A 22140-nucleotide genomic window follows, 5' to 3' on the forward strand; every position below is an offset into this window, starting at 1 on the left:
TACTAACCCAGGAAGCGTAGCGCGCTCTTGGCCCGGGGGCTATTGCTCATGCTGCCGTCGCAGCCGTTTCTCGAGCGCCCGCAGCGCCAGCGACAGGCCGACCGTCAAGATCAGATAGATATAGGCGACGATCGAATAGGTCTCGAAGAAGCGGAACGAGCCGGCGGCATAGACCTTGCCGATCTGCGTGATGTCGGCAACGCCCAGCACCGAGACCAGCGAGGAGTCCTTGACCATGGCGACAAAATCGTTGCCGAGCGGCGGCAGGATGGTGCGGATCGCCTGCGGAAAGACAATCAGCCGGAAGCGCTGCACGCGCGTCAGCCCGAGCGCCTTTGCCGCCTCGATCTGACCCTTCTCGACCGACAGGATGCCGGCCCGGAACACTTCCGAGATGAAGGCCGAATAGCCGATGGTCAGAGCCATGATGGCGCGCCACAGAAGCGAGATGTCGCGCACCAGGAGCTCGCCGATCCAGCCGGCGCTCTGCAGCGGCGCCGTCAGCGCGTTCCACGCCGCGACGAATGCCGGCGCCCCGGCAAAAGCGATCCAGAACAGCAGCACCAGGATCGGCACGCCGCGGATGATCTCGACATAGAAGCGCGCGATCTGGCGCAGCCATTGCGACCCCGACAAGGCCATCAGCGCGATGCCGAGTCCAAGCGCCGAGGCCAGCGCGAAGCCGACCACGGTGACGAAGACGGTGATGCCGATGCCCTTGGCGACGGTGGCGAAGACCTCAGCGTAAAGGTCGCTGGCGGCGATGGCCAGCGCCGCGGCGAGCGCCAGGACGGCCGCTGCGGCCAGCCACCAGGGGAATTCGGATTTGGCGGTGGACGTCGTGGCGGTCATCAGGATGTGCCGCCAGCATCGTTGCGAAGGCCGCGTTCCGGCACAGCCCCCTCTGCGCTGCCGGGCATCTCCCCCGCAGGACGGAAGATCAGCAGCTTTGTCGCCGGCGCTCTTCTTGCAACGTCGGCGATTTGCGAAAGCGAAGGCGACAGCCAATCTCCCCCCTTGCGGGGGAGATGTCCGGTAGGACAGAGGGGGGTGGGAAGGAATGAGACTTTCGCGGTTTTCCGCCCGCCGCCGTCGCCGATCAATCGCAGCAAAGGAGCCTACTGCCCCATCTTGTAGTCGAGGAACCACTTCTTGTTCAGCGCATCGAGCGTGCCATCGGCCTTGAGCGCGGCGATCGCGGCGTTGACCGGCTTCACCAGGTCGGAGCCCTTGGGGAAGATGAAGCCGAAATCCTCACTGCCGAGCGGCCCGCCGATCAGCTTCAGCTTGCCCTCGGAGGCGTCGACATAGCCCTTGCCGGCGGTGCCGTCCGTCAGCACCACGTCGACATCGCCGGACTTCAGCGCCTGCACGCTGGCGCCGAAGGTCTCGAACAATTTTATGCGCGGGTTCTGCTCATTACCGTCGAGCACGCTGTAGACGGCGGTGTAGAAGGGCGTCGTGCCGGCTTGCGCGCCGATCAGCCCGTCCTTGAAGGCGGCAAAGCTCTTGGCGTCGGTGAAGCGGCTCTCGTCGCCGCGCACCAGCATGAACTGTTCCGATCGCATGTAAGGGTCCGAGAAGTCGACCTTCGCCTTGCGCTCGTCCTTGATGGTGATGCCGGTCATGCCGATATTGTACTGGTTGTCGGAAACGGCCTGGATCATCGCGTCCCAGGAGGTGTTCTGGTACTCAACCTTGAAGTTCAGCTGCTTGGCGATCTCATCCATCGCGTCATATTCCCAGCCGATCTGCTTGCCGGTCTTCTTGTCGATGAACTGCAGCGGCGGGTAAGCGTTTTCGGTCACCACCACGACCTTTCTGCCGCCGAGATCGGGCAGCGTGTCGGCGAGCGCCGCAGCGGGCGCGAGAAGGCAGGCCAATAGGCCGGCCAGCAGCAGTTTCGACTTGATCATGACGAACTCCCGAACGTGACTGGCGGCGCTACGCTCGCCCCAAGAGAAAAACCGGCGCCGACTTTAGCTTTCCGCAAGCGCCTTGCAAGCCGATCCGCTGCACCGATGAGCGCCAAAGCGGATTCCCATGCTCTGATCGGCACGCTTCCCGAACCCAGCCTGCGACGGACCATCCGCGCAATCCGCAACCGCTTCGCGCAACCCGGCGACCAGCCGGGTCAGCGTGCCATGCAGGGCTTTCAGCTCGGCGCGTTCCGGCGGCATGCTGCAGGCAAGCGCCGCTTGCACATCCAAACGAAAAAGGCGGCCGAAGCCGCCTTTCCAAAACAATCTGCGGAAGCGCCTTATTCGGCCGACGCAGACTCCGCAGCCTTCTTCTCGGCGGCGTCCTGCGCGGCTTTCTCAGCAGCCAGCGCCTCGGCGGCGGCGACCTTCTCGGCCTCGATGCGGGCGCGTTCGGCGTTCAGCGCATCACGCTCTTCATCGTTCAGCTTGCGGGCGCGCACGCCGGTGTTTTCCGAAATGCGGGCCGACTTGCCGCGACGGTCGCGCAGGTAATAGAGCTTGGCGCGGCGCACCTTGCCACGGCGCACGATCTCGACGCCTTCGACCATCGGCGAGTAGACCGGGAACACGCGCTCGACGCCTTCGCCGTAGGAAATCTTGCGGACGGTGAAATTCTCCTGGAAGCCGGAGCCGGAACGGGCGATGACGACGCCCTCATAGGCCTGGACGCGGGTGCGGCTGCCTTCGGTGACGCGCACCTGGACGCGCACGGTGTCGCCAGGCTGGAATTCGGGCAGCTTGCGCTTGGCTTCGATCTTGGCGGCCTGCTCGGCCTCGAGCTGACGGATGAGATCCATCTCAAATATCCACTTCTTGTTCTTCCGACAGCCAGAGCGTCCTCGACTTGCCTTGCAGTTCCAATGACCGCTCGGCTATGTCCTTTGCCCAGACATTCAAATCGGGGGCATCGGACAGGGACGGCTACACCGCCATTTGTTGACGGGTCCGGAAGATCGTTCTTCCGGTTCGGGCGGCGACATACAGCTATTTCGGCGCTTTGTCACGCCTTTGACGCCTAATTTTTGAAAACTATGGCCCCATCATATTGCCTCCGTGCCGGGTTGCGCGCGCCATGCAAGCTTTCTAAGTCGGAGAAAGCTATTTCCCAGGCCTCCCTCGATGACATTCTTCGATGCCGTCCTGCTCTTCTTAGCAGGCTTTGTCTCGGGCGCGGTGAACGCCGTCGCCGGCGGCGGCACTTTCGTCACCTTCGGTGCCTTGACGCTGGTCGGCCTGCCGCCGATCGTTGCCAACGCAACGTCCTCGGTGACACAGTTTCCGGGCTACATCACCTCGACGCTCGCCTATCTCGACGACATCAGGCATTTCTGGCGCCAGGCGCTTGTGCTCTGCGTGATATCCGGCTTTGGCGCGCTGGCCGGTTCGCTCATTCTGCTGGCGCTCTCCAACACGTCCTTCCGCGCGCTTGTGCCCTGGCTGCTGATCGCCGCGACCGCCCTGTTCGCGGCCGGTCCGTGGCTGAAGCCGGCGGCCGGACCGGAGCACCAGGCCTCGCTCGGCTCGCTCGCCGGATCGCTGGCGCAATTCCTGACCTCGGTCTATGGCGGTTTCTTCGGCGCCGGAATGGGCGTGATGATGCTTGCCACCCTCGGCCTGACGCAGACCGGCGACTACCACAAGCTCAATGCGTTGAAGAACATGCTGGCGGTGGTCATCGCGGCGATCGCCATCCTGGTTTTCGTTTCGGGCGGCGTCGTCGCCTGGCCGCAGGCGATCGTCATGATCCCCGGCGGGGCGCTGGGCGGCTATGCCGGGGTGTGGATCGCCAGGCGCGTGCCGCAAGGTGTCGTGCGCGGCTTCGTCGTCGCCGTCGGCCTGTTTCTGGCCTTTTATTACTTTACCAAGGGCTGAGCACCGGCCAGCAGATCGGGCCGGCGCTCCCGCGTCAGCTTCTCAGCCTCGGCGCGACGCCACGCGGCGATCTTCTTGTGATTGCCGGAGGTCAGCACTTCGGGGATTTGCCTGCCCTCGAACTCCTGCGGCCGCGTGTAATGCGGATGCTCGAGCAGGCCGTTCTCAAAGCTTTCTTCCTCGCCCGAGACGGCGTTGCCCATCACCCCCGGCAGCAGCCGCACCACCGCATCGAGCAGCACCAGTGCCGCCGGCTCGCCGCCCGACAGGATGAAATCGCCGATCGAGACTTCCTCCAGACCGCGCGCCTCGATCAGCCGCTGGTCGACGCCCTCGAACCGGCCGCACAGGATGACGGCACCCGGCCCGGCGGCGAGCTCGCGCACCCGGGCCTGCGTCAGCGGTTTTCCACGCGGGCTCATCAGCAACCTTGGACGTTCATCGCCCTGCGGCGAAACGTGGTCGATCGCCCTGGCCAGCACGTCGGCGCGCATCACCATGCCGGCGCCGCCGCCGGCCGGCGTATCGTCGACGGTGCGATGCCGGTCAGTGGCGAAATCGCGGATCTGGATCGCTTCCAGCGACCAGGTGCCGGCTTCCAGCGCCCGGCCGGCGAGCGAAAGCCCAAGCGCACCCGGAAACATCTCCGGGTAGAGAGTCAGCACCGAGGCGGCAAAGCTCACCGGTTGCCCCCGGCGTCCTTCGGTCCGCGCGGCCGGCCCTTCGGGTCGAAACCGGGCCGCCCGGCGGCTTCGCTATCCTCGTCCTCGACCAGCCCCGCCGCCAGGGGATCGACCTGAACGAAGCCGTCGGCGATCGACACATGCGGCACCGCGGCTTGCGTGAACGGGATCAGCACACCCTTGCGGCCCGCGAGCGTGACGTCGAGTATGTCGCCGCCGCCGAAATTATGCACGGCGACGACCCTGCCGATGACGCCGGTATCGTCCCTCACCTCAAGGCCGATGAGGTCGGCATGGTAGAACTCGTCCTCCTCGCCGTCGTCCGGTAGCACCGAACGGTCGACGAACAGCTCCGTGCCGGCAAGCGCCTCGGCCGTGTTGCGGTCGCTGACGCCCTTGAAGCGCACCACCACGACCGTGCCGGCCGGCCGGATGTCGAGGATCTGGAAGGCTCGGCCATCCTTGGCATGCAGCGGCCCGTAGTCGGCGAGCGCCAGCGGATCGCCGGTGAAGGTTTTCACCCGCAACTCGCCCTTGATGCCGTGCGCGGCGCCGATCACGGCCATCTGTACAGGGTTCTCGAGCTTCGACATCGGCATCACTTCCTTTGCCCTGCTCTAACCCTCTGAAGCCGCCATTTCAATGATCGGCTCTTCACCGCTTCCTAACCTGACTGCCCGAAAATGCCGGCATGCAGGAATTCCTCATCCCGGCAAAACCCGACCTCCAGGCGGCGCGCGAGAGCTGGCTCAAGATGCTGGCGCGCGAGCGCCGGCTGTCGCCCGAAACGGTCGAAGCCTATGAGCGCGACACGCGCCAGTTCCTGCATTTCCTGACCGGGCATTGCGGCGGCCCGCCAGGCATCTCCGATATCGCCGACCTGCGGCCGGCCGACCTGCGCGGCTTCCTCGCCGCGCGCCGCAACGGCGGCGCCGGCGCCCGCACGCTCGGCCGCGGCCTGGCCGGCGTCCGTTCGCTGCTGCGCTTTCTCGAAAAGCGCGGCCTCGTCAACGCGGCGGGTGCGGCCGCTCTGCGCGCGCCGCGTCAGCCGAAATCGCTGCCGAAACCGCTGACGGCGAGCGATGCCAAGCAGGTCGTGACTGTCGAGGGCCAACTGGCGGAAGAACCCTGGATCGCCGCCCGCAACGCCGCCGTGCTGACGCTGCTCTACGGCTCCGGGCTGCGCATCTCGGAAGCGCTGGGCCTGACCGGGGCCGATCTCGCCACCGAGGCCGACACGGTGCTGCGCATCACCGGCAAGGGCGGCAAGACAAGGCTGGTGCCGGTGCTGCCGGTGGCGCTCAGGGCGGTCGCCGAATACCGGCGGCTGTGTCCCTTCCACATCGATCCGAAAGAGCTGCTGTTCCGCGGCGCTCGCGGCGGCCCGCTCAATCCGGCCATCGTCCAGCGCGAGATGGCGAAGCTGCGCTCGGCCCTCAACCTGCCGGAAACCGCGACGCCGCATGCCTTGCGCCATTCCTTCGCCACGCATCTGCTCGGCCGTGGCGGCGACCTGCGCACCATCCAGGAACTGCTCGGCCATGCCAGCCTGTCGACCACCCAGATCTATACCGGCGTCGACACGGCAAGGCTGCTCGACATCTACGACCGGGCGCATCCAAGGGCGTGAAGCGTTTGGCGAAGCCGCCCCGCGTTCCTCGTGCCAAGACGGAACAACGAGCGAAGCGTATCCTGAAATGGTGGCTGCAGGTCGAAATCGGCGGCTGTCGAACAGCTGCAGGTGGCCTGACCCAACCTTGACATTCTTCGAAAGCCGGCCGCCCGTTTCCCGACGGCCGCCTCTCGAATACCCTAGGTCAGCGCATCACATAGACGATGCGCCGCGTGCCCGGATCGACCAGCGCCGGCTGGTTGTTCACATAGACATAGCGGTAGTTGTAATCCGGGATCTCGCGCAGCTCGACCGTATCGGGCAGCACCGCGCCGGTCACCACTTCGCCCTCGAGATAGACCGGTTCGACCCGGTGCGTGGTGACATAGGTGCCGACCTCGGCCGGCGGCCTGGCGATCGGCTCGATGGCGTCGTCGCCGGAAACGATGGCGCCGGTGTAGGTGTCAGTGGTGTAGATATCATCGGTCGGCGGAGCCACGACGGCAATGCCGGCATCGGCCGGCCGGCGCGTCACGACAACACGGCTGCCGCCGAATTCGGCAGTCACATAGTCGGAATAGACCCAACCTTTGCCGCCGGCTTCGGCGATGGTGCACCATTTGCTGCCTTCGATGCAGCCTCTGAGCGTCGCCGACTGGCCGGCAGCCAGCACGCCGATAACGGGATATTGCGGGCCGGGGCCGGCGCGGACATTCAGATCCGTCACTGCCGAGACGGGCGTGTCGGCAAGCGCCGCGCCCGACATGGCAAGCAGCGCACCGGCAAGTGCCGGAAACAATAGACTTTTCATGATTTCTCTCCGTTCTCAACGCTCCCTCGGGCTCGAAAACGAACCAGAACCTTATGCGTTCCGGCTAAAGTGCCGTCGCCTGCTCACGAATTGTTCCATTTGTTTTGGGCAAGTCGGTCAAAAGCTGGTGAACGAAGGCCAGTTTTTGCGCCGTCACCTCCGAAATGACGAAGGGATAAAGGTCGGGCAGACCCATGCAGCGGTTGATCGAATTGGAGGCCTCCGACAGCACCAGCCAGCGGGCGAGGATCCTTTCGAACGGTTCCGGCGCCGGATCGGGTTCGGCGGGCTCCCGCAACGGATGTCCCCCTGTATCGCCAGGCGGCAGGTCGTTGGCTTCCACCGTCTCCAGCCGGCCGAGCGGAAAATTCAGCGCATGCACCATCTCAAGCGTGTCTGTGATGTGCAGGTGGTGCGCCCAGGTCTCGGCCCAGTCTTCCCAGGGGTGGGACGCCGCATAGGCCGAGATGTGGCGCTGCTCCCAGTCCGGCGGCGCGCCCTTGGCGTAGTGGGCCTTCAGCGCTTGCTCGTAGTCGACCCGCTCGTTGCCGAACAGAGCGCGAAAGCCTGAAAGCCGCTCGGGATCGTCGCGGATCAGCCGATCCCAGTAATAATGGCCGAGCTCGTGGCGGAAGTGGCCGAGCAAGGTGCGGTAGTTCTCGCCCATCTCGACACGCCGCCGCTCGCGCTCGGCGGAATCGGCCTCGGCGACGTTAAGGGTGATCCTGCCGTTGTCGTGGCCGGTCAGGATCCGCTCGCCGCCTGGTCCGCCGCCGATCGGATCGGCGAGGAAGTCGAAAGCGAGCCCGGCCTCGTCCTGCGGTCCGGCCTTGGGCGCCACCGGCAAGCCGAAGGCGAGCAGCGAATAGACGGCGCGTTTCTTGGCCGCCTCGACGCGGATCCAGCGCCGACGGTTGCCCTCCACCGAAAGGTCGGGGATCAATTGGTTGAGCGCGCAAGCTCGGCAGAAAATCCTGCCCGGCTCGGCCCGCCAGTTGCAGGCGCACTCGTCGGCATTTCCGCATGGAACGGCGTCGCCGCCGGAAAGCACGAAACACGCCCGCTCCGGATCGTAAAGCACCAGGCTTGAACAGTTCAGGCATTGCGCGTTCTCGAAATAGAGACGGTGGCCGCAATGAGGGCAGTCGAACAGCTTCATCGGTCATCGAACCGCGGGAAAAAGGTCAACGAAAGTTGGGCAACGCCCAAACGCCCGTCGCCGGCCGTCGTTCCGTTTCTATTTCGTCGCGAGCAGGGCGACGCCCCACCTGGCCACGCTTTCGCCTGACAATGTCGCGCCGCAACAAAGCCTGGGTGAGCGGTTCGGCGACATGCTCGCCGGCGAAGAAGATCTTCTCCGCCACCGCCTGCAACAGTGTGGCGCGCGCTTCGGAACGGTCGGATTGGGCAGCCGCATAGGCGAGCCTGCGCCAATGATCACAACATCGACGTCTTCCCAAAAGACACACACAATAAATCCTTGCGCCATAATTTATGCTTGATCGTGGGCAAATTCCCCGGCATTCGCCAGCTTCAAGCGCCGCGCAGCCCGCGCGGGCGGTGACAACCGGGCGCTTCACTGGCAGATTTGCAGCCGGGACGTGATTCAGGCAACCAGGAGAACGATATGGCATTTTTTGCCAAGGGAAGGATTTTCATGGCCGCCGTTGTGGCGGCTTTCGGGCTGGCGACAGGCGCGCAGGCCGCGGCCAGCTGCGGCAAGAACGGCGCCGGCTTCGACGCATGGAAACAGCAATTTGCCGCGGAAGCACAAGCCGAGGGCGTGGGCCAGAGGGGTCTGTCCGCGTTGGCCGGCGCGACTTACGCGACAAGGACGATCGCTGCCGACCGCGCGATCCACAAGGCTTTCAGCGGCTCGGTGGAAGCGTTCATGCAGCGTCGTGGCGGGGCCGCGATCATTTCCAAGGGCCGTGCGTTGAAGAAGCAGAACGCGGCGATGTTCGACAGGATCGAACAGACTTACGGCGTGCCGCCGGGCGTCCTGCTTGCGATCTGGGGCATGGAGACTGGCTTCGGCGCGTCGATGGGCAACCAGAACACGATCTCCGCCATTCTGACGCTGGCCTATGATTGCCGCCGCCCGGACTATTTCACCCCGCATGCCATCGCCGCCCTGAAGCTGGTCGATCGCGGCGCGCTGACCGCCTCCTCGGTCGGCGCCATGCATGGCGAGATCGGCCATACGCAGTTCCTGCCCGGAAATGTTCTGAAGTATGGCGTCGGCAACGGAAATCTGCGCGACAGGAACACCGCGCTGGCTTCCACCGCCAACTTCCTCAAAGCCCATGGCTGGCAGGCCGGCGCGGGATATGAGGCGAATATGGGCGCCATCGCCGGCTGGAATTCGGCAAGCGTCTACCAGCAGGCCATCGCCCGCATCGCCGAGGCGATCGACGCCAACTGATGAGAGAGTCTCTGTGAGCAGAACAGCCCGGCCATGCGCCGAGCTTTTTTGTTGGGCTTGGAGATTGGCGAAAGCCGGGAGATGGCTAGTCTCCCCCTTGCGGGGGAGATTAGCAGCTTCAGCGACGGTTCCTTGCCGCCAGCGTCCGCAACCGCAGCGCATTGAGACGGATGAAGCCGGCGGCGTCCTTCTGGTCGTAGGCGCCGCGATCATCCTCGAAGGTGACCAGCGCATCGGAATAGAGCGTCTTCTTCGACTTGCGGCCGGTGACGATGACATTGCCCTTGTAGAGCTTCAGCCGCACCGCGCCTTCGACGTCTTCCTGGCTCTTGTCGATCATTGCCTGCAGCATCACGCGCTCGGGCGAGAACCAGAAGCCGTTGTAGATCAGCTCGGCATAGCGCGGCATGAACTCGTCCTTGAGGTGCCCGGCACCGCGGTCGAGCGTGATCGATTCGATCGCCCGGTGGGCGGCGATCAGGATGGTGCCGCCGGGGGTTTCGTAGACGCCGCGCGACTTCATGCCGACGAAACGGTTTTCGACAAGGTCTAGGCGACCGATGCCGTTGTCGCGGCCGAGGTCGTTGAGCGCCGCCAGCATGGTAGCCGGCGACAGCTTCTTGCCGTTGAGCGCGATCGGATCGCCCTTCAGGAACTCGATCTCGATCTCGGTGACGACGTCCGGCGCGTCCATCGGCGAGACGGTGCGCTGGTGGACGAATTCCGGCGGCTCGCTCCACGGATCCTCGAGCACCTTGCCTTCCGAGGAGGAATGCAAAAGGTTGGCGTCGACCGAGAACGGCGCATCGCCGCGCTTGTCTTTCGGCACCGGGATCTGATGCTGCTCGGCGAAGTTGAGAAGGTCGGTGCGCGACTTGAATGACCAGTCGCGCCACGGCGCGATGACCTTGATGTCCGGGTTGAGCGCGTAAGCCGACAATTCGAAGCGAACCTGGTCATTGCCCTTGCCCGTGGCGCCATGCGCGATCGCGTCGGCGCCGGTCTCCTTGGCGATCTCGACCAGGTGCTTCGAGATCAGCGGCCGGGCGATCGAGGTGCCGAGCAAATAGGTGCCTTCATAGACGGCATTGGCGCGGAACATCGGGAAGACGAAGTCCGAAACGAATTCCTCGCGCACGTCGACGATGCGGATGTCCTTGATGCCCATCATCTCGGCTTTGCGGCGCGCCGGCTCCAGCTCGCCGCCCTGGCCGAGATCGGCGGTGAAGGTGACGACTTCGGCGCCGAGCTCGGTCTGCAGCCATTTCAGGATGATGGAGGTGTCGAGGCCGCCGGAATAGGCGAGCACGACTTTCTTGACGTCTTTGATCTTGGACATTTTGGCGGTTCCGCGGGAAGATGGCTTCGCGGGCGAGGTATCACGGCCGTTCCGGGCGGCGCAAGAGACGAACAGATGCCCGCCGATGGCACAGGCTGGGCCAGATGTTTGCCTGGGCAGACGCTGGCGACGCAAAAATCGCCGCGCTATAGAGCTGCGCGATCCACTCCGAGGCGACCCATGTCCTTCATTCCCGACACTTCGACGCTCATCCAGTTCGCCATCGCCACGCTCATCCTGGCGATCACGCCGGGACCGGACATGACGCTGTTCGTGTCGCGCACGCTGAGCCAGGGCCGAGCCACCGGCTTCGCCTCGATGGCAGGCGCGCTATGCGGCACGTTGGTCCACACCACACTGGTGGTGGTCGGCGTCTCGGCGCTGATCGTGGCCTCTCCCATGGCTTTCTTTGCGCTGAAGATTTTCGGCGCCGGCTATCTGGTGTTTTTAGCCTGGCAGGCGGTGGCCAAAGGCTCGGCCTTTTCGCCGGAGAAGAAGACGGGACCGCAAATCTCGCTGTTCCGCAGCTGGGCGGCCGGGCTCGGGGTCAATCTCCTCAACCCGAAGATCATCCTGTTCTTCATGACGTTCCTGCCGCAATTCGTCTCCGCGCATGACCCGAAAGCACCCGGCAAGCTGTTCTTCCTCGGCATCACATTCATCGTGCTGTCGATCCCGGTGACGGCGCCGATGGTGCTCGCGGCGGAGAAATTCGCGGCGGCGATGAAGGCGAGCCCGCGCGTCACGCGCGTGGTCGATTATCTGTTCGGCGGCGTGTTCTCGGCCTTCGCGTTCAAGATCCTGACGGCACAGGCGAAGTAAAGCCCGCGCCGAGCTCAGGGCTCCAGATCGGGCAGCGCCTCGCGGCGCCAGCTTCCGGCCCAGCGGCCGGCAGAGAGCCAATAGAAGATGCCGCCGACCATGCCGCTGCCGATCAGCGCGAGCCTGACATTGTTGTCGGCGACATCGAAATCGCCGTCGCCGATGTTATGCGCGAAGCCGAGGAAGACGACGGCGATGACGGCCCCGCCCAGCGCATAGAACAGCCAGTCGCGGCGGCCGAGCACTTCCGCGATCAGGATGACGATCGCTGCCGGCATGAAGCCGAAATAGGCGACGAACAATGCCAGGAAAGGCACCGAAAAATAGAGCGCGGGCGCGATCGTCTGATGTCCGGGCTCCGGCGCATAGCCGAAATAGCCGAGGAACAGCACGTTGAGAAAGGCGCTCGCCGCCAGCGAGGCGATCACATAGCCGATCAGGATGGCGGCGAAGCGGACGAGATAGGCGATGATACGCCTCACTCCTCGCCGTGCCCCGCGATCATCATCGCTTCAAGCGCCAGCCGGTCGACCTTGCGCATGCGTTCCGATTCCGACTTGAGCTGGCCGCAGGCGGCGAGGATGTCGCGGCCGCGCGGCGTGCGGATCGGCGAGGCGTAGCCGGCATTGTTGATGTAGTCGGCGAACTTCTCGATCGTCTCCCAGTCCGAGCACTGATAGTTGGTGCCGGGCCACGGGTTGAACGGGATCAGGTTGATCTTGGCCGGAATGCCCCTGAGCAGCTTGACCAGCGCCTTGGCATCCTCGAGGGAATCGTTGACGTCCTTCAGCATCACATATTCGAAGGTGATGCGGCGGGCGTTGGAGAGACCCGGATAGGCGCGGCAGGCAGCGATCAGTTCCTTCAGCGGATACTTCTTGTTGATCGGCACCAGCAGGTCGCGCAGGTCGTCATTGGTGGCATGCAGCGAGATCGCCAGCATAACGCCGATCTCCTCGCCGGTGCGGGCAATCTCCGGCACGACCCCCGAGGTCGACAGCGTGATGCGTCTTTTCGATAGGGAAAGTCCGTCGCCGTCGGAAGCGATCAGCAGCGCCTTCTTCACCGCCTCGAAATTGTAGAGCGGCTCGCCCATGCCCATCATAACGATGTTGGACACCTTGCGGCCCTCGGCCGGCACGATGGCGCCGTCCGGCGTGCCGCGGTCGGGGAAGTCCCCGAGCCGGTCGCGCGCGGTAAGCAGCTGCGCCAGGATCTCTTCCGTCGTCAGGTTGCGCACCAGCTTCTGCGTGCCGGTGTGGCAGAAGGAGCAGGTCAGCGTGCAGCCGACCTGCGAGGAGATGCAGAGCGTGCCGCGGCCTTCCTCCGGAATATAAACGGTCTCGATCTCGACCGGACGGCCGGCGCCGCGCGGCGGAAAGCGAAACAGCCATTTGCGCGTGCCGTCGGAAGAGATCTGCTCCTCGACGATCTCGGGCCGCGCGACGGTGAAATGCTTGTCGAGCTCGGCGCGCAGATCCTTGGAGATGTTGAACATATGGGCGAAGTCGGAGACCCCGCGCACATACATCCAGTGCCAGAGCTGCTGGGCGCGCATCTTCGCCTGGCGCTCCGGCACGATGCCGGCCTCAACCAGAGCGGCGCCAAGCTCGGCACGCGTCAGGCCGATCAGCGACGGCTTTTCGGCCGGCGTGGCGCGGGCGCGCAAGGGGTCGCGGGCGCCTTCGGCGGTCAGATCGAATGAAAGGGTCATGGTTGCGCCAATATAAGCGGTTTGCGGCCGATTTCAGCATCGTGCCTGAAATGAAACGCGCGCATAGCACAGCTTGCGACCGGAGTCATGTCGGCGGCACAGGCGGCCGGTGTCGCTATTCCCGCCCCGGCTGAGATCACATATTCGTGTTGACGTAACAGCTCGAAGCGCACCCGCGAACCTGAAAGGGGCGACCATGCCCTTGCAGAAATGGGAGTACGCGGAATGCATTCGATCAAGCTTGTTGCCATCGCCGGTCTCGCAAGCCTTTTTGCCTCGCAGGCGTTTGCCGAGGATACGATGGGCACGATGACCATGATGAAGGGTGGGCAAATGACGGCGATCATGCCCGACGGCCATATGGGCACCATGATGCCTGACGCCAAGATGAGCGCCGAAATGATGAAGATGGCGAAGCCGATCAAGCATTGCATGATGATAATCACCGACGCCAAAGGCAAAGCCTACATGATCGATACGTCGACCAAGAAGGCCCAGGCCGAATGTGAAAAGATGGCGATGTGAGAATGGTGGGACTCGCCAGCCCTGCTGCCCGCCGGCGCAGGCCGGCGGGATATCCAAACCGCGGTCCTGCCCTGGCTCCTCGATCTCCGATTTTCGTCGCTCGCCTCGACCTGACCTGACCTCGCAGGCTTGATCCTCCCTCTCAGTGTGCTAGGGGCGGGTCATCACCCAGAGGACAGGCATGGCCGGCATATCGCGTAGATACCCGATGCTGCGGCGCTCGCAGGCTATGTGGGCGTCGCGCCGCGTCTGGCAGCCGCGCCTTGTGTTCTGGGCCGGCGCCATCTCGATCGGCTTGATCAGCGTGCTGTTCGCCCTGCTGGCCGACCGGGCGCAGGCGCTGTTCCACGTCGTCACCGGCGGCGATAGCGGCAGCTGGCGCTTTTATCTGCCGCTGGTCATGACGCCCGCCGGCTTCGTGATTTGCGCCTGGCTTGCCCATTCCTTCTTTCCGGGATCGCAAGGCAGCGGCATTCCGCAGGCGATCGCCGCCCGTCACCTGCGCGATGACGAGGATCGCGGCCACCTTCTTTCGCTGCGCCTGGCAGCGGGCAAGGTTGCGCTTACCGTCATCGGTCTCGCCTGCGGCGGATCGATCGGCCGCGAGGGCCCGACGGTGCAGGTCGGCGCCTCACTCATGCTTCAGGCGGCGCGCTGGGGCGGCATGGCGCAGGCGCGCGGCCTGATCCTGGCCGGCTCGGCTGCCGGCGTCGCCGCCGCCTTCAACACGCCGCTCGCCGGCATCGTCTTCGCCATCGAGGAGATGGGTCGCGCGTATGAGTCACGGACCAACGGGCTGGTGCTGACGGCGGTGATCCTCGCCGGCCTCGCCTCGCTCGGCCTGCTCGGCAACTACACCTATTTCGGCGTCGCCAGGGACACGGTGGCCTTCGCCACCGACTGGCCGCTGGTGATTGCCTGCGGCGTCATCGGCGGCGGCTTCGGCGCGCTGTTTTCGCTGTTGGCGCTGAGGATCACGCGGCGCGTCCGACGCTGGAATGGCCTGCAGCCATTGTGGCGCGCGCTGCTCGTGGCAGGCATCTGCGGCCTGGCGGTTGCCGCGATCGGTCTCGTCTCGGGCGGCCTTACGTTCGGAACCGGCTACGCTCAGGCCCGCGGCGCCGTCGAAGGCGCGCCGCTACCCGCGTTCTTCTTCCTGGAAAAATTCGCGGCCGGCGTGCTGTCGATGGTGTCGGGCATTCCGGGCGGCATCTTCGCGCCGTCGCTGGCGGTGGGCGCCGGTCTCGGCAGCACGCTTGGCCTGGCGTTCGGCGCCGGAACAGGCCTCGCCGCGCTGCTCGGCATGGCCGGTTATTTCGCCGGCGTCGTGCAGGCGCCGATGACGGCCTTCGTCATCATCCTCGAAATGACCGGCAACCACGACAACGTCATCGCGCTGATGTGCGCGGCGATGCTGGGCTACGGCACGGCGCGGCTGATCTCCAACGAGCCGCTCTATCACGCGCTGTCACGCGTGTTCATCGCCGAGGCGATCAGGCGGCGCAGGGCCGTCGAGCAGCAAGGCTGAATGGCGAGCTTGGCGCTGTCGCCTTAGTCGCTTGTCCCTGGCCGCATTTGCGGAACACGGACTTCGATATTGCTATCCTCCGCCAAGGGAGCCTCAGCCTATTTGCACTTGGCGATCGAGGCCAGCGCGGCCGAGATGCCCTTCAGCGAAAAGACGTAGGAAGTCGGGTTGCCGCGGCCGGACTTCGCCTGCACCTTCATGTCGGTGCCCGTCTTCATGGCGGCGATCAGCACCGGCTCTTCAGCGGCGTTCTCGACCCAGGCCGACTTGCCGCGGGTGAACATCGAGAAGGACTTCTTGTCGATGGTGACGGTGGCCTTGGAGCCTTCCTGGAAGTTGTAGCCGGCGATGAACTGCGGCTCATAGGACACCTGCTGCCCGGGCCGCTGGCTGACGAAGAAGAACATGTCGCCATGGTCGAGCTTCGGCGGCTGCTTGTCGGTCGGCACCGTGAGCACATAACAGACCTTGCCGCCTGCCGACTGATAGCTGTAGGTGCCCCAGGCGTTGTGCTGGCCGATCTTGGTCGCCTGCTGCGCCAGCGCCGGCGCCGCGAAGGCGGCCGCCAGGACCAGGCTGGAAACTGTAGCAATCAATCCGCGCATCGTTCTTCCCGTATTCCGAAATGGTGCGGAGGCGGGCCGCATGGCGTCCTGCCGTCGCTTCATTTTGATTTAATCAGGGTTACCAAACGGTGAATTTTTCCCAACAAAAGGAACTCACCCCAGGAAACCGCCGCATTCGCGCCGCCGCTTCCACGCGGCGGTCGCGATGTCCCGGCGCGAACTTGGAGGGCACGAAAGCGGCAAGAGTTTGTCTTTTCGCGCGGGCGGTTTCGCGGTTTCGTTGTGGCGAAAAAGTCAGCCAGGATCAACCTTTGTCGGCGAGGGCGTCCCTGGCGGCCTGCCGGTGCGCCGGGGTGATATGGGCGCTGACGGCGGTGATTGCCGCGGTGAGCACGGCAAGGTCATCGGTGAACCCGAGACCGAGCACGAAGTCGGGGATGAAATCCACCGGCAGCACGAAATAGCCGAGCGCGGCAAGCAGGGTACCCTTGGTGCGCAGCGGCGTGTCCTTGTCCATGGCGCAATAGTAGGCGGCGACCACCTCCTCCATGAACGGTATCTGCCGGGCAGCCTTCTTGGCGGTGCGCCAGAACTTCTCGCGCACCTCGCCTTCGCCGGCGAGCCTGTCGCCGAAGCCAAAGAAATCGAAACGGGATTCCTGCGCCATCAATCTCTCCTCGGCCACGCGCCAGCTTGCGTTTCGGCCACCGCGGAAGATGTGGTGAAAGCGGCACCCCCCTGCAAGGTCTCCACCGTTGCCAGCCCGGCAAATCGGAATCGGACTTATCGGCAGTCGTCAGCCGAAATAGCGGTTCATCCGCTTCGCCAGTTCGATGTCGAGCGCCGTGACGCCGCCGGCGTCATGCGTGTTCAGCGTGACGTCGACGGTCTTGTAGACGTTCGACCAATCGGGGTGGTGGTCCATCTTCTCGGCGGCCAGCGCCACGCGGGTCATGAAGGCGAAGGCCTCGGAGAAGTTCTTGAAGCCGAAGCTGCGCTTGATGGAGGCGCCGTCGGCCGCCAGCGACCAGCCTTCGAGTTCCGCCAGCGCTGCGGTAATCGCTTCCTTGTTGAGTTTTTCCCTGGTCATGTCGGGTTCCCGTGCTATTCGGAGGTAATCCAACCATAGCGCCGGATCGATGAGCGCAAAGCCCATAAAATCCATTCTGTTCGTCTGCCTCGGTAACATCTGCCGCTCGCCCTTGGCCGAAGGCATCTTCCGCGCCGTGTGGACCGAGCGCGGGAAAGGCCGGGCCATCCTTCTCGATTCGGCCGCGACCAGCGGCTGGGAGGTCGGCTCCGCGCCCGATCCGCGTTCGATCGCGGTAGCCACAAGGCACGGCATCGACATTTCCGCGCAAAAGGCGCGCAAAATAGCGCTGGACGATTTCTCGCGCTTCGACGTGATTCTCGGCATGGACCGGACGAATGTGCGCGATCTGAAGGCGTTAGCGCCGCAGGCCGCGCGCGACCGCATCCATCTCTTTCTGGAGTTTGCAAGCGGTATCGCGCGCGATGTGCCGGACCCCTATTACGAAGACCAGCAGGCCTTCGTTTCGGTCTACCGCATGATCCGCGAGGCGTCGGAGGCGCTGGCGAAGCGGCTGGAAGCGAGCGGATCGGCGCCAACCAGCGGCCAGGCTTCCTCGACGATGTAGGGGCCGCCGCCGACCGAATCGCGCGACGACATCAAGACGAAGCGGCCGACCCGGAAGGGCAGCGTGGAAAAGTTGCCGCGCGCCGACAGATATTGCGCGACGTCCGCCGGGCTCGAATTGCGCAGGCGCGCGAGCGTCACATGCGGCGAGAATTTGCGCGGATCGGCCGGCAGGCCGAGCCGCTGGCAGATGCGGTCGATCTCGCCCTGCAGCGCCACCAGGTCCGGCGAGGCGGACACGCCGGCCCATACGGCGTGCGGCTTCTTGCCGCCGAAAGCGCCCACGCCGGAGAGCGCCAGGGGGAAGGAGGGACGGTTGACGCGATCGAGCGCATTGGCGATGTCGTCGGCGATATGGCCCTCCACATCGCCGATGAAGCGCAGCGTCAGATGATAGTTTTCGACGTCGATCCAGCGGGCTCCGGGCAGGCCGCCCCGGAGCAGCGAGAGTGAAAGCGCGGCATCACGCGGAATTTCGAGGGCGGTGAAAAGACGCGGCATGGGAAGCCTCCTGTCCTCGAATCGAAACTCTCGCCCCTAGCGAATCATCGATAGCCATGCGGGGCAAGCGGTTTGTTGTCCACAAGCTTTCCCCTGGGGAAACCGTGGCGTTTTGGTCCCATCACGCGCCGCCCTTGGCGGCGATGGCTTTTTCCACGACCGGTAGAATGCCTTTGACCATGACGTCTATTCCCTTCGGGTTGGGATGAAGACCGTCCTCCAGCTGCATGGCCGGGTGGCCGGCGACCCCGTCAAGAAAAAACGGATAGAGCGGAACGGCGTATTTCGCGGCAAGCTTCGGGTAGATGGCGTCGAAGGCCTTCTGGTACTCGGCGCCCAGATTGGGCGCTGCAAGCATGCCTGCCAGGAGCACCGGAATGTTCCGCTGCTTCAACTTGGCCAACATAGCGTCGAGATTTTTCTCGGCGATCTCGGGCGACACGCCGCGCAGCATGTCGTTGGCGCCGAGCTCGAGGATGACGAGCCCGGTGCCGTCGGGCACCGACCAGTCGAGCCGCGCGAGGCCGCCGCTTGTGGTGTCGCCGGAAACCCCGGCATTGCCGACGGCGACGTCGAGGCCTTTTGCCTTCAAGGCCGCCTGCAATTTATCGGTGAAGCCCTCATCGGGACCAAGGCTGAACCCCGCCATCAGGCTGTCGCCGAAGCCGACGATCTTGAACGTATCTGCGCGCGCCGGCGAAATAGCGCCGCAAACCGCCAGGAGAAGAGTGAGGGCTGCGGCAGCTGAGTGTTTGAAAGCCATGCGGCGAGCCCCATATGACCGACACGATTCATGCAAAGGAGACATTTTTTGCCTCCTTCTTCCACCATATAGGGCGCATTCATTGTGACAGAAGCCGTCATCGCATTGAGGGATGTCTCGCTGACGCTCGGCGAGGGCGCCTCCTCCGTCCATGTGCTGAAGGGCGTCAGCCTCGATGTGGCCGCCGGCGAAGCCACCGGCATCGTCGGCCCGTCGGGATCCGGCAAGTCCACCTTGCTGATGGTTCTGGCCGGGCTGGAAAGGGTCGATTCGGGCACGGTGCGGATCGCCGGCGAATTGCTCAACGGCAAAAGCGAGGACCAGATTGCTTCGTTTCGAGGGCGAAACATCGGCATTGTCTTCCAGTCCTTCCACCTCATCCCCAACATGACGGCGCTCGAGAATGTCGCGGTGCCGCTGGAGCTCGCTGGGCACAACGACCCGTTCGGCGTGGCCGCGCAGGAACTCGCGGCGGTCGGCTTGAGCGACCGCGTGACGCACTATCCGGGAGAGCTTTCGGGCGGCGAGCAGCAGCGCGTGGCGATCGCCAGGGCGCTGGCGCCCTCGCCGCGCATCCTCATTGCCGACGAGCCGACCGGCAACCTCGACCAGGCGACGGGAAAGCAGATCGCCGACCTCCTCTTCGCCAAGGCGGCCGAGCGCGGCATGACGCTGGTGCTGGTCACGCATGATCCGGCGCTTGCGGGCCGCTGCTCGCGTCAGGTGTCGATGCGCTCGGGACGCATCGAGGACGCGCCAAGACAGGCTAGGGTGCCGGCCTGATGCGGACTTTGAGGCTGGCCCTCCGCTTCTCGCTGCGCGAGATGCGCGGCGGCCTGTCCGGCTTCATGATCTTCCTCGCCTGCATCGCGCTTGGCGTCGCGGCGATCGGCGGCGTCAATTCGGTGGCGCAGGCGATTACCGCCGGCGTCGCCAACCAGGGCCAGACGCTGCTCGGCGGCGACCTGCGCTTCCAGATCAACCAGCGCAGCGCTTCGGACGCCGAGCTCGGCTTCATCAAGAGCCTCGGCACGGTCTCGCTGAATTCCGGCATGCGCTCGATGGCGCGGCTCGAGGACGGCTCCGACCAGGCGCTGGTCGAAGCCAAGGCGGTCGACGACGCCTATCCGCTTTACGGCACGCTGGAGACCGATCCGCAGCTGCCCAGGAATGAATTGTTCGGCGAGAGATCCGGCATCTTCGGCGCCGCCGCGCCCGATCTCTTGTTCGATCGCCTCAATCTGCAAATCGGCGACCGCTTGAAGCTTGGCGGCGCAACGTTCGAGCTGAGGGCCCGATTGGTCAGCGAACCCGACGTGATTTCCGACGGTTTCGGCTTCGCGCCGCGGCTGATGATTTCGCACGACGGGCTGGTCGCGTCAGGGCTGGTTCAGCCCGGCAGCCTGGTCGAGAACGCCTATAAGATCCGACTGCCCGATGGCGCGAGCGAGGCGCGGATCAAAGGCATTCAAGCCGAAGCGGCGAAAGACTTTCCGCAGGCCGGCTGGTCGATTCGCACGCGCAGCAACGCAGCACCGGCGCTTTCCGCCAACATCCAGCGCTTCTCGCAGTTCCTGACGCTGGTCGGGCTGACGGCGCTTGTGGTCGGCGGCGTCGGCGTGGCGAATGCGGTCCGCGCCTATCTCGACGGCAAGCGCGGCGTCATCGCCACCTTCAAGAGCCTCGGCGCCTCCGGCGGCTTCGTCTTCGCCATCTATCTCGTGCAGATCCTTTTGATTGCCGGGCTCGGCATCGTGCTCGGCCTGATCCTGGGTGCGGCAATGCCGTTCGTGGCGAGCGCGCTCCTGCAGTCGGTCATTCCGGTGCCGGCGCAAGGCGGCTTCTATCCCGGCGCGCTTGCGATGGCGGCACTGTTCGGCCTTTTGGTGACGCTGGCCTTCGCGCTGCTGCCGCTCGGCCGCGCCCGCGACGTGCCGGCAACGGCGCTGTTTCGCGAGATGGGGTTCGAAAGCCGCGGCCTGCCGCGCCTGCCCTATGTCGGCGCCGCGCTGACGATCGTGCTCGCGCTGGCGGCGCTCGCCATCCTTTTCGCCGACGATCGGCGCATCGCCTCGATCTTCGTCGGCGCCACCGTCTTTGCCTTCCTGGTGCTGCGGCTGGTGGCGGCGCTGGTCCAATGGCTGGCCCGGCGAAGCCCGCGGCTGCGCTCGGTCTCTCTCAGGCTGGCGCTCGGCAATATCCATCGGCCCGGCGCGCTGACGCCATCGGTGGTGCTGTCGCTCGGGCTCGGCCTGACGCTGCTGGTGACGCTGGCGCTAATCGACGGGAATCTCAGACGCCAGATCTCCGGCAGCCTGCCGGAGCGGGCGCCGAACTTCTTCTTCGTCGACATCCAGAGCAGCGATGTCGATGCCTTTGCCGGCCTGGTCGAAAAGGAAGCGCCGCAAGGGATGCTGGTCAAGGTGCCGATGCTGCGCGGCCGGATCATGGCGCTCAACGGCATCGACGTCGACAAGGTGAAGGTCCCCGCCGACGGCGCCTGGGTGCTGCGCGGCGACCGCGGGCTGACCTATGACGCAAAGCAGCCGGAAAACGCTACGCTGACCGAAGGCAAATGGTGGCCGCAGGACTATTCCGGCGAGCCGCTGGTGTCGTTCTCGGCCGAGGAAGGCAAAGCGATCGGGCTGAAGCTCGGCGACACGGTCACGATCAACGTGCTCGGCCGCAACGTGACGGCAAGAATAGCCAGTTTCCGCCAGGTCGAGTGGGAAACCATGGGTATCAATTTCGTCATGATCTTCTCGCCCAATACGTTCGCCGGCGCGCCGCATGGCTGGCTGGCGACGCTGACCGACAGAAAGGCCACCACGGCCGACGACGCGCGGCTGCTCAACGCTGTCACCCGCGCCTTTCCGGCAGTGACGACGGTGAGGGTCAAGGACGCGCTCGACATCGTCAACCGGCTGGTCGCGCAGCTGGGCACTGCGATCCGCGCCGCAGCCGGCGTGGCGCTGATCGCCTCCGTGCTGGTGCTCTCCGGGGCTTTGGCCGCCGGCAACCGGGCGCGCATCCACGACGCGGTGGTGCTGAAGACGCTCGGCGCGACAAGGAGGACGCTGATTGCGGCCTTCTCGCTGGAATATGTGCTGATCGGTCTTGCGACCGCGCTGTTCGCGCTTGCCGCGGGCGGCGTCGCGGCATGGTTCGTGGTGGCCCGCATCATGACGCTGCCGTCGCACTTCATGCCGGAAGTTGCGGTGGCGACGATCCTCGTCTCGCTCGCCGTCACCGTCGGCATCGGCCTTGCCGGCACCTGGCGGGTGCTTGGCCACAAGGCGGCGCCGGTGCTGCGCGAGCTTTGATCCGGCAGCGCCCTTCG

25 protein-coding genes are annotated in these 22140 nt (G+C 65.0%); 9 read left to right on the forward strand and 16 right to left on the reverse strand.

Going from position 1 to position 22140, the window contains the following annotated elements:
• Positions 1-39: 39 nt before the first annotated feature.
• The 4 genes from P9228_RS00750 to rplS form a co-directional block, all read right to left on the reverse strand.
• On the reverse strand, positions 40-852 hold the full coding sequence (locus P9228_RS00750) for an amino acid ABC transporter permease (protein ID WP_095799636.1): 813 nt from the start codon (positions 850-852) through the stop codon (positions 40-42).
• Between the two features lie 266 nt (positions 853-1118).
• Positions 1119-1916 carry a transporter substrate-binding domain-containing protein gene (locus P9228_RS00755; protein WP_278051771.1) on the reverse strand — a complete coding sequence of 266 codons (798 nt, stop codon included), beginning with the start codon at positions 1914-1916 and terminating at the stop codon, positions 1119-1121.
• Between the two features lie 63 nt (positions 1917-1979).
• Complete coding sequence (locus P9228_RS00760) at positions 1980-2246, reverse strand: hypothetical protein (protein WP_176477574.1); 267 nt, start codon at positions 2244-2246, stop codon at positions 1980-1982.
• Positions 2247-2260: 14 nt separating this feature from the next.
• Positions 2261-2779 carry a 50S ribosomal protein L19 gene (gene rplS / locus P9228_RS00765; protein WP_040974610.1) on the reverse strand — a complete coding sequence of 173 codons (519 nt, stop codon included), beginning with the start codon at positions 2777-2779 and terminating at the stop codon, positions 2261-2263.
• Between the two features lie 322 nt (positions 2780-3101).
• Here rplS and P9228_RS00770 point away from each other — a divergent pair, with 322 nt between their 5' ends.
• Positions 3102-3854 carry a sulfite exporter TauE/SafE family protein gene (locus P9228_RS00770; RefSeq protein ID WP_278051773.1) on the forward strand — a complete coding sequence of 251 codons (753 nt, stop codon included), beginning with the start codon at positions 3102-3104 and terminating at the stop codon, positions 3852-3854.
• Here the strand turns inward: P9228_RS00770 and trmD are convergent.
• Complete coding sequence (gene trmD, locus P9228_RS00775; RefSeq protein ID WP_127403547.1) at positions 3836-4537, reverse strand: tRNA (guanosine(37)-N1)-methyltransferase TrmD; 702 nt, start codon at positions 4535-4537, stop codon at positions 3836-3838. The two genes, P9228_RS00770 and trmD, sit on opposite strands and share 19 nt — an antisense overlap.
• Positions 4534-5130, reverse strand: a complete 597-nt coding sequence (rimM, locus tag P9228_RS00780) for a ribosome maturation factor RimM (RefSeq protein ID WP_066991935.1) — start codon at positions 5128-5130, stop codon at positions 4534-4536. The genes trmD and rimM overlap by 4 nt, the downstream gene beginning before the upstream one ends.
• 98 nt (positions 5131-5228) lie before the next feature.
• Here rimM and P9228_RS00785 point away from each other — a divergent pair, with 98 nt between their 5' ends.
• A complete protein-coding gene (locus P9228_RS00785) occupies positions 5229-6167 on the forward strand; it encodes a tyrosine recombinase XerC (protein ID WP_278051774.1) in 939 nt (312 codons plus the stop codon).
• A gap of 187 nt (positions 6168-6354) precedes the next feature.
• Here P9228_RS00785 and P9228_RS00790 read toward each other — a convergent pair whose 3' ends face one another.
• Positions 6355-6960: a DUF1236 domain-containing protein gene (locus P9228_RS00790; protein WP_066991818.1), complete on the reverse strand. Its 606-nt coding sequence runs from the start codon at positions 6958-6960 to the stop codon at positions 6355-6357.
• 64 nt (positions 6961-7024) lie between these two features.
• Complete coding sequence (locus P9228_RS00795) at positions 7025-8119, reverse strand: putative zinc-binding metallopeptidase (RefSeq protein ID WP_278051778.1); 1095 nt, start codon at positions 8117-8119, stop codon at positions 7025-7027.
• 468 nt (positions 8120-8587) lie between these two features.
• Here P9228_RS00795 and P9228_RS00800 point away from each other — a divergent pair, with 468 nt between their 5' ends.
• Positions 8588-9385 (forward strand): lytic transglycosylase domain-containing protein, encoded by a 798-nt coding sequence (locus P9228_RS00800; RefSeq protein ID WP_278051779.1) that lies wholly within the window; start codon positions 8588-8590, stop codon positions 9383-9385.
• 118 nt (positions 9386-9503) lie between these two features.
• On the opposite strand, the gene P9228_RS00805 is transcribed toward P9228_RS00800, so the two are convergent.
• Positions 9504-10724: an argininosuccinate synthase gene (locus P9228_RS00805; protein WP_278051781.1), complete on the reverse strand. Its 1221-nt coding sequence runs from the start codon at positions 10722-10724 to the stop codon at positions 9504-9506.
• A 180-nt stretch (positions 10725-10904) separates the two neighbouring features.
• Between P9228_RS00805 and P9228_RS00810 the strand changes: the two genes are divergently transcribed.
• Positions 10905-11546, forward strand: coding sequence for a LysE family translocator (locus P9228_RS00810; protein WP_278051782.1), 642 nt, complete (start codon positions 10905-10907; stop codon positions 11544-11546).
• A gap of 14 nt (positions 11547-11560) precedes the next feature.
• Here the strand turns inward: P9228_RS00810 and P9228_RS00815 are convergent, their stop codons facing one another.
• Positions 11561-12028: a hypothetical protein gene (locus P9228_RS00815; RefSeq protein ID WP_066991800.1), complete on the reverse strand. Its 468-nt coding sequence runs from the start codon at positions 12026-12028 to the stop codon at positions 11561-11563.
• Positions 12025-13260, reverse strand: a complete 1236-nt coding sequence (gene rlmN / locus P9228_RS00820; RefSeq protein WP_278051786.1) for a 23S rRNA (adenine(2503)-C(2))-methyltransferase RlmN — start codon at positions 13258-13260, stop codon at positions 12025-12027. The genes P9228_RS00815 and rlmN overlap by 4 nt, the downstream gene beginning before the upstream one ends.
• Before the next feature lie 225 nt (positions 13261-13485).
• On the opposite strand from rlmN, the gene P9228_RS00825 reads away from it, so the two are divergent.
• Both P9228_RS00825 and P9228_RS00830 read left to right on the forward strand, forming a co-directional pair.
• Positions 13486-13785, forward strand: a complete 300-nt coding sequence (locus P9228_RS00825; protein ID WP_067323700.1) for a hypothetical protein — start codon at positions 13486-13488, stop codon at positions 13783-13785.
• Between the two features lie 181 nt (positions 13786-13966).
• Positions 13967-15313 carry a chloride channel protein gene (locus P9228_RS00830; RefSeq protein WP_067323698.1) on the forward strand — a complete coding sequence of 449 codons (1347 nt, stop codon included), beginning with the start codon at positions 13967-13969 and terminating at the stop codon, positions 15311-15313.
• Positions 15314-15411: 98 nt separating this feature from the next.
• Here the strand turns inward: P9228_RS00830 and P9228_RS00835 are convergent, their stop codons facing one another.
• The 3 genes from P9228_RS00835 to P9228_RS00845 form a co-directional block, all read right to left on the reverse strand.
• Positions 15412-15918 (reverse strand): invasion associated locus B family protein, encoded by a 507-nt coding sequence (locus tag P9228_RS00835; protein ID WP_066991787.1) that lies wholly within the window; start codon positions 15916-15918, stop codon positions 15412-15414.
• A 265-nt stretch (positions 15919-16183) separates the two neighbouring features.
• Positions 16184-16546: a YkvA family protein gene (locus P9228_RS00840; RefSeq protein WP_066991933.1), complete on the reverse strand. Its 363-nt coding sequence runs from the start codon at positions 16544-16546 to the stop codon at positions 16184-16186.
• Between the two features lie 129 nt (positions 16547-16675).
• A complete protein-coding gene (locus P9228_RS00845; RefSeq protein ID WP_066991930.1) occupies positions 16676-16969 on the reverse strand; it encodes a 4a-hydroxytetrahydrobiopterin dehydratase in 294 nt (97 codons plus the stop codon).
• 49 nt (positions 16970-17018) lie between these two features.
• Between P9228_RS00845 and P9228_RS00850 the strand changes: the two genes are divergently transcribed.
• Positions 17019-17537 carry a low molecular weight protein-tyrosine-phosphatase gene (locus tag P9228_RS00850; RefSeq protein ID WP_095799625.1) on the forward strand — a complete coding sequence of 173 codons (519 nt, stop codon included), beginning with the start codon at positions 17019-17021 and terminating at the stop codon, positions 17535-17537.
• On the opposite strand, the gene thpR is transcribed toward P9228_RS00850, so the two are convergent.
• Both thpR and P9228_RS00860 read right to left on the reverse strand, forming a co-directional pair.
• Positions 17441-18037, reverse strand: coding sequence for an RNA 2',3'-cyclic phosphodiesterase (gene thpR, locus P9228_RS00855; protein ID WP_066991784.1), 597 nt, complete (start codon positions 18035-18037; stop codon positions 17441-17443). The two genes, P9228_RS00850 and thpR, sit on opposite strands and share 97 nt — an antisense overlap.
• Positions 18038-18158: 121 nt before the next feature.
• A complete protein-coding gene (locus P9228_RS00860; protein WP_095799624.1) occupies positions 18159-18800 on the reverse strand; it encodes an arylesterase in 642 nt (213 codons plus the stop codon).
• Between the two features lie 84 nt (positions 18801-18884).
• Between P9228_RS00860 and P9228_RS00865 the strand changes: the two genes are divergently transcribed.
• Together P9228_RS00865 and P9228_RS00870 are read left to right on the forward strand one after the other, a co-directional pair.
• Positions 18885-19583, forward strand: coding sequence for an ABC transporter ATP-binding protein (locus P9228_RS00865; protein ID WP_067323692.1), 699 nt, complete (start codon positions 18885-18887; stop codon positions 19581-19583).
• Positions 19583-22123 carry an ABC transporter permease gene (locus tag P9228_RS00870; protein ID WP_278051796.1) on the forward strand — a complete coding sequence of 847 codons (2541 nt, stop codon included), beginning with the start codon at positions 19583-19585 and terminating at the stop codon, positions 22121-22123. Before P9228_RS00865 ends, P9228_RS00870 begins: the two co-directional genes overlap by 1 nt.
• Positions 22124-22140: the final 17 nt, after the last annotated feature.

It is taken from the genome of Mesorhizobium sp. WSM4898, from assembly GCF_029625845.1.
Lineage (GTDB): Bacteria > Pseudomonadota > Alphaproteobacteria > Rhizobiales > Rhizobiaceae > Mesorhizobium.